This is a genomic window from Neisseria sp. HMSC055H02 (assembly GCF_001813335.1).
Taxonomy (GTDB): domain Bacteria; phylum Pseudomonadota; class Gammaproteobacteria; order Burkholderiales; family Neisseriaceae; genus Neisseria; species Neisseria sicca_C.
Genome location: NZ_KV812096.1, coordinates 27,007 through 37,602, shown reverse-complemented (window position 1 = coordinate 37,602; position 10,596 = coordinate 27,007). Strand labels below are relative to the sequence as shown.

The following is a 10,596-nucleotide window of genomic DNA, read 5'->3' as shown; positions in this document are numbered from 1 at the left end:
AACCTGAATTTTGGTTTTCAGACGACCTTTTATATCTGCAAACCGCAAGCCTTACCTGCGGTTTGACCATCAGGCAAGCGGTGCGAGCAGTTTGTCGAAGGCTTCTTCAAATTGTTTCAAACCGTCTTCCTGCAAGCGGTTGGCGAGGGTTTCTACGTCTATGCCGAGCGCGGCGGTTTCGGCAAGCTGTTCTTTTGCTTTGTCCACGCCTTCGGTCAGCGTGGCTTTGGCTGTGCCGTGGTCGATGAAGGCTTTGAGGGTAGCGTCGGGGACGGTGTTGACGGTGTGCGCGCCGATCAGGCTGTCAACGTAGAGCGTATCAGGATAGGCGGGATTTTTGACGCCTGTGGACGCCCATAAGAGTTGCACGCGGTTTGCGCCTTTGGCTTCCAGTGCGGCAAATTCGGGGCTGCCGAAGTATTGCTCCCAGTCTTGGTAGGCGGCTTTGGCAAGGGCGATGGCGATTTTGCCTTTTAGGTGGTCGGGCAGGGTTGCGTCAAGCGCGCCGTCCACGCGGGAGATGAAGAAGCTGGCGACGGCTTGGATATGGGCAACGCTTTGTCCGGCTGCCAAGCGTTTGGCGATGCCGCGCGCGTAGGCTGCGTAGGCTTTGAGGGTTTGGGCGCGCGAGAACAGCAGGGTCAGGTTCACGCTGATGCCGTCGGCGATGAGGGTTTCGAGTGCTTCGATGCCTGCGTCGGTGGCGGGGACTTTAATCATGGCGTTTTTACGCGCGATGGCGGCATGGAGACGGCGGGCTTCTTCTACCGTGCCTTGTGCGTCTTTAGCAAGCTCGGGGGAAACTTCTAGGCTGACGAAACCGGTTTTGCCGCCGGTGGATTCGTGTTCGGCAAGGCAAACGTCGCAGGCTGCCTGTACGTCGGCAATCGCCATGGTTTCGTAGCGTTGTTTGGGGCTGAGGTCTTGCTGCTTGAGGGAGGCGACCTCGTCGGCGTAAAGCGCGTCGCCGGCGAAGGCTTTTTGGAAGATGGCGGGATTGGAAGTGACGCCGCACACGCCTTGTTTCAGCATTTGCGCCAATTCGCCGCTTTGTACGAGCGAGCGGGAAAGGTTGTCCAGCCAGATTTGTTGTCCTAATGCTTTAACGTCCGATAAAATAGTCATCTCTGATTCCTTTAAATATATAAATATAGGTTATTTACGAAGCAGGCGGTAATGCTACCCCTATTCGGAAAATTTGGATAGTTTATTAGGGCATTAACAATGTCCAAAATCATATAAAACGAACACAAAAAGGCGTAAATTTATGGCAGGAAACGGTCAATATCTCGATTGGGCGCGCGAAGTGTTGCACACCGAAGCAGAAGGCTTGCGCGAAATTGCGACGGAATTGGACGAACAATTCGTCCACGCGGCAGACGCGCTGTTGCACTGCAAAGGCAGGGTCGTCATCACAGGCATGGGCAAGTCGGGACATATCGGGCGCAAAATAGCGGCGACCATGGCTTCGACCGGCACACCCGCGTTTTTCGTCCATCCTGCGGAAGCGGCACACGGCGACTTGGGCATGATTGTGGACAACGACGTCGTCGTCGCGATTTCCAATTCCGGCGAAAGCGACGAAATCGCCGCCATCATCCCCGCGCTCAAACGCAAAAACATCACCCTCATCTGCATCACCGCCCGCCCCGATTCGACCATGGCGAGCCATGCCGACATTCACATCACGGCGTCAGTTTCTAAAGAAGCCTGCCCGCTGGGACTTGCCCCGACCACCAGTACCACCGCCGTCATGGCTTTGGGCGATGCGTTGGCGGTTGTCCTGCTGCGCGCACGCGCGTTCACGCCCGACGATTTCGCCTTGAGCCACCCCGCCGGCAGCCTTGGGAAACGCCTGCTTTTGCGCGTTGCGGACATCATGCACCAAGACGACGCCCTGCCCGCCGTCCGACTCGGCACGCCCTTAAAAGAAGCCATCGTCAGCATGAGCGAAAAAGGCTTGGGTATGCTGGCGGTAACGGACAACGAAGGTCGTCTGAAAGGCGTGTTCACCGACGGCGATTTGCGCCGCCTGTTCCAACAGCGCGACCGTTTTGACGGGCTGACCGTCGATGAAATCATGCACCCCTCACCCAAAACCATCCCCGCCGAACGCCTCGCCACCGAAGCCCTGAAAGTCATGCAGGCAAACCATGTGAACGGGCTTTTGGTAACCGATGCCGACGGCGTGCTGACCGGCGCGCTGAATATGCACGATTTACTGATGGCGCGGATTGTGTAGTCCAAGCAGGTCGTCTGAAACCTGATTCAACGTTTTCAGACGACCTTTCCAGTATAATCCAAGCCTTTCCCCCGATTGCGAACCCACCATGACCCCGATCCAACTCGACCATACCGCCAAAGTGCTGGCTGACATGCTGACCTTCAAACAGCCTGCCGATGCCGTTCTGTCCGGCTACTTCCGCGAACACAAAAAGCTCGGCAGGCAAGACCGCCACGAAATTGCCGAAACCGCCTTCGCCGCCCTGCGCCATTATCAAAAAATCAGTGCCGTCCTGCGCCGTCCGCATGCCCAGCCGCGCAAAGCCGCGCTTGCCGCACTCGTCCTTGGCAGAAGCACCAACATCAGCCAAATCAAAGACCTGCTCGACGAAGAAGAAACCGAGTTCCTCAGCAGCCTCAAAGCACGCAAACCCGAATTTTCAGACGACCTCCATACCGCCGCCGAATTGCCGCAATGGCTGGTGGAGCAACTGCAAAAACATTTTAGAGACGAAGAAATCCTCGCCTTCGGCCGCAGCATCAACCAAGCCGCGCCGCTCGACATCCGCGTCAATACGCTCAAAGGCAGACGCGACAAAGTGCTGCCGCTACTTCAAGCCGAAAGCCCCGATGCAGAAGCCACGCCCTATTCCCCTTGGGGCATACGCCTGAAAAACAAAATCGCCCTCAACAAACACGAATTGTTTTTAGACGGCACGTTGGAAGTCCAAGACGAAGGCAGCCAGCTCCTCGCCCTGCTCGTTGGTGCCAAACGCGGCGAAATCATCGTCGATTTCTGCGCAGGCGCAGGCGGCAAAACCCTCGCCGTCGGCGCGCAAATGGCAAACAAAGGCAGAATCTACGCCTTCGACATCGCCGAAAAACGCCTTGCCAACCTCAAGCCCCGCATGACCCGCGCTGGGCTGACCAACATCCACCCCGAACGCATCAGCAGCGAACACGACAGCCGCATCGCCCGCCTGACCGGCAAAGCCGACCGCGTTTTGGTCGATGCCCCCTGCTCCGGCTTAGGCACGCTGCGCCGCAACCCCGACCTCAAATACCGCCAATCGCCCGAAACCGTCGCCAAACTTTTGGAACAGCAACACAGCATCCTCGATGCCGCCGCCAAACTGGTCAAACCGCAAGGCAGGCTGGTTTACGCCACTTGCAGCGTGTTGCCCGAAGAAAACGAAATTCAGGTCGAACGCTTTTTGGAAGAACACCCGGAATACGAACTCCTCGACTGCGCCGACCTGCTCGCCGGTTTGAAAATCGATTTGAACACCGGCAAATACCTGCGCCTCGATTCGGCAAAACACCAAACCGACGGATTCTTCGCCGCCGTTTTACAACGCAAGGAATAAATGTTCAAACAAAGCGTAAACACACGAAAGTCGTCTGAAAAACCGGATTCGGGTTTTCAGACGACCTTTCTCAATTCAGCCGAGCCGTAACTTGAACTTTGCCCGCAAATCAGCCAATCAAATTTAGAATCGGACAATCAAGTTTTTCACGATAAAACCTAAACTACATTTTTCGGCTATCGCAAACATAGTTAACTTTGAATGCAGCATGTCATCCAATTCCGTCATTCCCGCGCGGGCGGGAATCCATCGTAAAGCTTGATAAACCTTGATTTGAAGAACAGTTTCTGAATTTCAAAAATGGATTCCCGCCTGCGCGGGAATGACGGCTGACGACGGATCTCGTATTATAGTGGATTAAATTTAAATCAGGACAACGACGAAGCCGCAGACAGTACAGATATAGTGGATTAAAATTGCAATGATACGGCGTTGCCAACGCCCTTATGTACTACCCGTACACGGCGGGCGTTGCCGCCTTGTCTCATTTTTATTTTAATCCACTATAAAACCAATACCTCAGGTCGGCATTCATGCCCGACCTGCAAATGGCAAAGCAGCGCCCAAGACACGAAAGGTCGTCTGAAAACCCTTTCAGACGACCCCTCCCAATTCAGTTGACCAACCTGCCTGCATTTTCAGACTCTTCCGCAGGCTCTTCCTCATCGCCTGTCGGCGGCGTTTCCACCAGTTCGGGCAACACCAATTCACCCAACTCGGTCAATGGCGGCAGTTCTTCCAAACTGTCCAACTGCAAATCGCTCAAAAATGTTTCCGTCGTCGCCCACAATGCAGGCCGCCCGACCGAATCACGATGCCCGATCACTTCAATCCAGCCCCTGTCCTGCAAAGTCTGCATCACGTTCTGCGACACCGCCACGCCGCGTATGCCCTCAATGTCGCCTCGCGTCACCGGCTGCTGGTAGGCAATAATCGCCAGCGTTTCCATCACGGCGCGGGAATAGCGCGGCGCACGCTGCTCCTGAAGGCTGCCCAGCCGCTCGAATGCCGCCTGAGCAATCTGAAACCGCCAGCCCTCGTGCGTATGCACCAGTTGCAACGCCCTGCCCTGCCAACGTGTTTTCAACTGCGCCAATACATCGATTAATTTGTCCTGCGACAGCGGCGGCACACACAATTCGCGCATGGATTTTTCGTTTAAGGGTTCGGTTTGGGTCAAAAGCGCGGCTTCGATGAGCGCGTCGGGAGGGAGTTTTTCGTTCATGATTTAAGATTGTTGCTCGATATAACAAGTTTTCAGACGACCGCCAAGTGCTTAAAGGTCGTCTGAAAAACGGAAACAGCAGGATATGTTTGACAGGGCAAATTTAAATGAAGTACCTGTTTCGGCCTCTCATCGGAGCGGGAATGACGATGTGCGTTTTTCCTATTTTAACCTACGGCACATTCGGACAGAAACCGTCTTTATCCGCCATGACAGGCTTCATAAAGCGGCAGCAAATCTTCCACCGTTTCGGCTATCCATTTCGCTACATCCTGCTTGCCCAAATCGTCGCGTTCAATGTGTTTGCCGATGCAGAAAAAGTCTTCGTCGTTTTGCAACCTTCGGTCGGATTCGCTTTGTTGTGCGACGGTGCGGTAGTCGTCATATTCGCTTTCCGCGCCGTGCCACATATCGAATGCGGCGTATTTTTCGGTATCGAAATTGTCCAGCCAGCGGTTGTACTCGGGCAGCGCAATCGGCGACACGTCGGCTTTGTAACAGTGCCAGTCCAAGCTGACGCTCAGGCGGCGGCGGTTGAGCAGTATCGACAGGATGGCGGCGGAATTTTTGTATTGGGCGTATTTGAAGTAGGCGAAGAAATGGGCGCGAACCTGCCAGCCGTTACACCAGCGTTCGATATGCGGCGGGGCGAAAGGTTCGCCCAAGTCTGCGGCGACCTGTTGTATCAACTGCTGCCATATCTGCCAGTTTTCCTTGTAGTCGGCTTTGATTTGCGGAATGCTTTCGGGCTGGTATTTTTTGAGCTGGGCAAACTGGAAAAACGGGATATTGAACAAATCGCAGCTTTTTGGCGTCAGCATGGTGCTTCCTTTTCAGACGACGTGGTTGTGTTACGGGGGATACTGGGGTCGTCTGAAACTCTGTTTTCAAGTTTTCAGACGACCCTTGTTTGAAGAAACGGCAATCTGTAAACGACTTTATTTGCGCCGACGCGCCGCCATGATTTCACCGATTTCGGTCAGTTTCTCTTTGGGGATAAACGTTTTGCCCATGTCGAACAAGGGTTCTTCAATCGCCAAATGGACATCGTAACCTGCCACAAAGCGTTTGAACGCTTCCGCATCGGGGATATAGGCGTTGTCTGCTTCGAGTTTTGCAAATTCGGCAGCCACGGCATCCCAGTTGCCATGCAGGCTTACATGCTGGCGCAAAAGCTCGTCCACGCTTTCTTGGGCTTGCGGCGCGTATTGCAGCAGGAGCGGGAAGAAGTTTTCTTCTTCGTCTTCATGGTGCAGCGGGGCGGCGACGTTGAAATACTGGGCGATTTGGCGGATGGTTTGCAAAACAATCTGATTGCAGCCGTTTTCGGCGATATAGTCCGACAGCATGGCGACCTGGCCGCAGAAACGGCGCACTTTGCCGTGGCAGGCATACAGCATTTCAATCGGTTCAGCAAAGGTAACGCTTTTGGTTTCAAACGGATTCATGTTTGTGTTCTCAATGGGGTACTTTTCAGACGACCATTTTATAACAAAACAGCCTGCATAAAGCAGGCTGTCTGTATTTTGAAGCTTGTACGGATTAGTCGACCAAAGTCACTTTGCCGTTCATCAAAGCACCGTGTCCCGGGAAGGTGCAGGCAAATTTGTATTCGCCGCCCGCCAGTTTGGCAGGATCCAGAGTCAGGGAAGCTTCTTCGCCGCCGCCGACCAGTTTGGTGTGGGCAACAACGCGTGCATCGTCAGGTTTCACGTAGTCGGTTGCAGCAGCGCCGGCACCGTCTTTGAAAATACCGTCCATGTCTTCGGCTTTACCGATGACGATGTTGTGACCCATGCTTTCTTTAGGTTGGGTACCGGTGTGTTTCAGGGTAACGGTGAATTCTTTACAAGCTTTGCTGACTTGGATTTCTTTAGTGTTGAACTGCATAGCGTCGTTGGCTTCGACAGTAGTCGCGCAGTTGCCGGCGGCAGGTGCTGCGGCAGAATCGGCAGGCGCTGCTTCGGAAGCAGGAGCAGCATCGGCAGGTGCAGCAGTTTCCGCAGGAGCGGCTTCAGAAGCGGCAGGCGCTGCATTCTCAGCAGGTTTTGCAGGTTCTTGCGAGCAGGCAGCCAAACCGATAACGGCGGCAGAAATCAGGGCTAAATATGCTTTCATTTGTATCTCCTAATGATGAGAGTCTGTTAAATTTTACAAAACAAAACTTGCGAATATATTAATAAACCCATATTCGGGTTTACTATCTACAAGCGGAACCAAAGAAATAATGAAGCCGTATTCTGCTACAACAACCCAAACAAGTCCAAGATTCCATAGCAAATTTACATCAGTTTACCTAAAAAAGAATGACTACTATTCAGGTATTATTCCTTTAGTATTAGACCTTCTCATTCGAACGAATGAAATTTAACTTATATTAACAATTTAAATAATAATTCCCAACTTAACGGCTGTGTTTGCGCACCAAATCCGCCAGCGCGGCAGCCAATTCAGGATGCTTGTCTTCCAATTTTGCCGCCGCCGCATCAAAACTCTCCAATGCCGCCCCGCTCAAATGCAGGCTGTTGACTTTGGGTTGCGCCGGCGGCTTCGGCACGACTTTGACCGCCACATCCCGAATCCCCGCGTTCAAATCCTGAAGCTGCGGCACAAGCGCAGGCAATATCATTTTCAGGCGCGAAGCCGCCATACCGTTTGCCGCCAGCAACACCAGCCTGCCCTCTTCGATGCAGGCGGTTTGAAAGTGCGGGTGCAGGTTTGCCGGCAGGATGCGTTTGACTGCCGCATCCAGCCTGCGCCATTGTTGCGACTGCTGCAACAAACCGGCCAACCGCGCATCCCGCTTGCCCAATTGTTCCAAATTCATATGTTTCAGACGACCTTTTCAAAGTGTACGGTTGTATTATCAAGATTGAAATCCGGTAAAACTGCCTTTATTTCAAACGGCATGACTGCCTTGCCGCGAGGCTTGTGTTAAAATCCCCGTTTCGCCATTATTTTATATCAGGCGCAGGAACTATTTCATGCTGACAAACATTGCTAAGAAAATCTTCGGCAGCCGCAATGACCGGCTGCTCAAACAATACCGTAAATCCGTTACCAAAATCAACGCACTCGAAGAACAAATGAAAGCCTTGAGCGATGCGGATTTACAGGCTAAAACAGCCGAATTCAAACAACGCCTTGCCAACGGTCAGACTTTGGACGACATTTTGGTCGAAGCCTTTGCCGTCTGCCGCGAAGCGTCCCGCCGCGTACTCGGTATGCGCCACTTTGACGTCCAGCTTATCGGCGGTATGGTGCTGCACGACGGCAAAATCGCCGAAATGCGTACCGGCGAAGGTAAAACCTTGGTCGCCACCCTTGCCGTCTATCTCAACGCCCTGTCCGGCAAAGGCGTGCACGTTGTTACCGTCAACGACTACCTCGCCGCCCGCGACGCAGGCATTATGGAACCGCTCTATAACTTCCTCGGCTTAACCGTCGGCGTCATCGTCGCCGATATGCAGCCGTTTGACCGTCAAAACGCCTACGGCTCCGACATTACCTACGGTACCAACAACGAATTCGGCTTCGACTACCTGCGCGACAACATGGTGACCGACCAATACGACAAAGTTCAGCGCGAATTGAATTTTGCCGTAGTGGACGAAGTGGACTCCATTCTGATCGACGAAGCGCGCACCCCGCTGATTATCTCCGGTCAGGCGGATGACAACATCCAGCTGTACCAAATCATGAACAGCCTTCCCGCGCATCTCATTCGCCAAGAAACCGAAGAAGGCGAAGGCGATTACTGGGTCGATGAAAAAGCACACCAAGTCATCTTGAGCGAAGCGGGTCACGAACACGCCGAGCAAATCCTGATTCAAATGGGTTTGCTGCAAGAAAACGACTCCCTCTACTCCGCCGCCAACATCGCCCTGATGCACCACCTCATGGCAGCATTACGCGCGCATACGTTATTCCATAAAGACCAACACTACGTCATCCAAGACGGCGAAATTGTCATCGTGGATGAATTTACAGGTCGTCTGATGTCCGGCCGCCGCTGGTCCGAAGGTCTGCACCAAGCCGTCGAAGCCAAAGAAGGCGTGGAAATCAAACGCGAAAACCAAACCCTCGCCTCCATCACCTTCCAAAACTACTTCCGCCTGTACACCAAACTTTCCGGCATGACCGGTACCGCCGATACCGAGGCTTTCGAGTTCCAAAGCATCTACAACCTCGAAACCGTCATCATCCCGACCAACCGCCCCGTACAACGTAAAGACTTCAACGACCAGATTTTCCGTTCTGCCGAAGAAAAATTCGAAGCCGTCGTCAAAGACATCGAAGAATGCCACAAACGCGGGCAGCCCGTCCTCGTCGGTACCACCAGCATCGAAAACTCCGAGCTGGTTTCCCGTCTTCTGCAAAAAGCAGGACTGCCGCACAACGTCCTCAACGCCAAAGAACACGAACGCGAAGCCCTGATTGTCGCCCAAGCCGGTAAAGTCGGCGCCATTACCGTCGCCACCAACATGGCGGGGCGCGGTACCGACATCGTCCTCGGCGGCAACCTCAAGCACCAAATCGAAGCCATCCAGTCCAACGAAAACCTGAGCGACGAAGAAAAAACCGCACAAATCGCCGCCCTTGAAAACGGCTGGCAGGCAGAACACGACCAAGTGGTCGCGGCAGGCGGCCTGCACATCATCGGTACAGAACGCCACGAAAGCCGCCGCATCGACAACCAATTGCGCGGACGCGCAGGCCGTCAGGGCGACCCCGGCTCCAGCCGCTTCTACCTCTCGTTTGAAGACCCGCTGCTGCGCCTCTTCGCACTCGACCGCGCTGCCGCCATCCTCAACCGCCTTGCGCCCGAACGAGGAGTCGCCATCGAACACGGCATGTTGACCCGTCAAATCGAAGGCGCACAACGCAAAGTCGAAGGCCGCAACTTCGACATGCGCAAACAAGTATTGGAATACGACGACGTTGCCAACGACCAACGTAAAGTCATCTACCACCAACGCAACGAAATCCTCAACAGCAAAGACGTCAGCGACCTGACTAAAGGTATCCGCGAAGAAGTCATCAGCGATTTGGTCGATTTGTACATACCGCCCGACAGCATGGAAGAGCAATGGGACATCCCCGCACTCGAAAGCCAGCTTGCCGCCGAATTCCGCCTGCACGAAGACATCCAAGCATGGCTCAAAGCAGACACCACTTTGGACAATCAGGACATCAAAGAGCGTCTGATTAAACGTGTGGAAGAAGAATACGCAGCCAAAGTCGAGCTGGTCGGTAAAAAACCGATGGCGGATTTCGAACGCAACGTCATGCTGCAAGTCATCGACCTGCAATGGCGCGAACACCTTGCCGCCATGGACTACCTGCGCCAAGGCATCCACCTGCGCAGCTATGCCCAGAAAAATCCGAAACAGGAATACAAACGCGAAGCCTTCGCCATGTTTGAAAACCTGTGGCGCGGCATCAAGCATCAAACCGCTTCCCTCTTGACCTCCGTCCAAATCGAACGCAACACCGATGTGGAAGAAATTGCCGAAACTGCACCCGTCAGCATCCAAACCATCCACTCCGAAGCGCCCGAGATGGAAGAGCTGCTCGGACAATCCCAAACCAATTTGGTTACCGAAGCGTTCGATCCCGACGGAACGGATTTCAGCCCTGAAGCACTTGCCGCCCAAGGCCAAGTCGTCCACCGCAACGACCCCTGCCCTTGCGGCAGCGGCCTGAAATACAAACAATGCCACGGCAAACTGAGCTGATGACAGCTTAAACAAAAGGTCGTCTGAAACTTTTCAGACGACC

Annotated in this window: 9 protein-coding genes; 3 read left to right on the top strand and 6 right to left on the bottom strand. The window is 53.8% G+C overall.

What is annotated here, in order from left to right:
* Positions 1-69: 69 nt before the first annotated feature.
* Positions 70-1,125 (bottom strand): transaldolase, encoded by a 1,056-nt coding sequence (tal, locus tag HMPREF2907_RS06990; protein ID WP_070681575.1) that lies wholly within the window; start codon positions 1,123-1,125, stop codon positions 70-72.
* A 142-nt stretch (positions 1,126-1,267) separates the two neighbouring features.
* On the opposite strand from tal, the gene HMPREF2907_RS06985 reads away from it, so the two are divergent.
* The gene (locus HMPREF2907_RS06985) at positions 1,268-2,242 is read left to right on the top strand and encodes a KpsF/GutQ family sugar-phosphate isomerase (protein ID WP_070681572.1); all 975 of its coding nucleotides are present in this window, start codon (positions 1,268-1,270) and stop codon (positions 2,240-2,242) included.
* 88 nt (positions 2,243-2,330) lie between these two features.
* A complete protein-coding gene (locus tag HMPREF2907_RS06980; protein ID WP_070681568.1) occupies positions 2,331-3,590 on the top strand; it encodes an RsmB/NOP family class I SAM-dependent RNA methyltransferase in 1,260 nt (419 codons plus the stop codon).
* Positions 3,591-4,203: 613 nt separating this feature from the next.
* Here HMPREF2907_RS06980 and scpB read toward each other — a convergent pair.
* The 5 genes from scpB to HMPREF2907_RS06955 all read right to left on the bottom strand — a co-directional run bounded on the left by scpB (position 4,204) and on the right by HMPREF2907_RS06955 (position 7,642).
* On the bottom strand, positions 4,204-4,815 hold the full coding sequence (gene scpB / locus HMPREF2907_RS06975) for an SMC-Scp complex subunit ScpB (protein ID WP_070681564.1): 612 nt from the start codon (positions 4,813-4,815) through the stop codon (positions 4,204-4,206).
* Positions 4,816-5,015: 200 nt separating this feature from the next.
* Complete coding sequence (locus HMPREF2907_RS06970; protein ID WP_019271537.1) at positions 5,016-5,636, bottom strand: HI_0552 family protein; 621 nt, start codon at positions 5,634-5,636, stop codon at positions 5,016-5,018.
* 117 nt (positions 5,637-5,753) lie between these two features.
* Entirely contained in the window at positions 5,754-6,263 is a 510-nt protein-coding gene (locus HMPREF2907_RS06965) for a hemerythrin domain-containing protein (protein WP_003760803.1), read from the bottom strand.
* A gap of 94 nt (positions 6,264-6,357) precedes the next feature.
* On the bottom strand, positions 6,358-6,933 hold the full coding sequence (gene azu, locus HMPREF2907_RS06960; protein WP_070681561.1) for an azurin: 576 nt from the start codon (positions 6,931-6,933) through the stop codon (positions 6,358-6,360).
* Between the two features lie 286 nt (positions 6,934-7,219).
* On the bottom strand, positions 7,220-7,642 hold the full coding sequence (locus HMPREF2907_RS06955; RefSeq protein WP_070681556.1) for a DciA family protein: 423 nt from the start codon (positions 7,640-7,642) through the stop codon (positions 7,220-7,222).
* 157 nt (positions 7,643-7,799) lie between these two features.
* Here HMPREF2907_RS06955 and secA point away from each other — a divergent pair, with 157 nt between their 5' ends.
* Positions 7,800-10,553 (top strand): preprotein translocase subunit SecA, encoded by a 2,754-nt coding sequence (gene secA, locus HMPREF2907_RS06950; RefSeq protein WP_070681553.1) that lies wholly within the window; start codon positions 7,800-7,802, stop codon positions 10,551-10,553.
* The last annotated feature ends 43 nt before the right edge of the window (positions 10,554-10,596 follow it).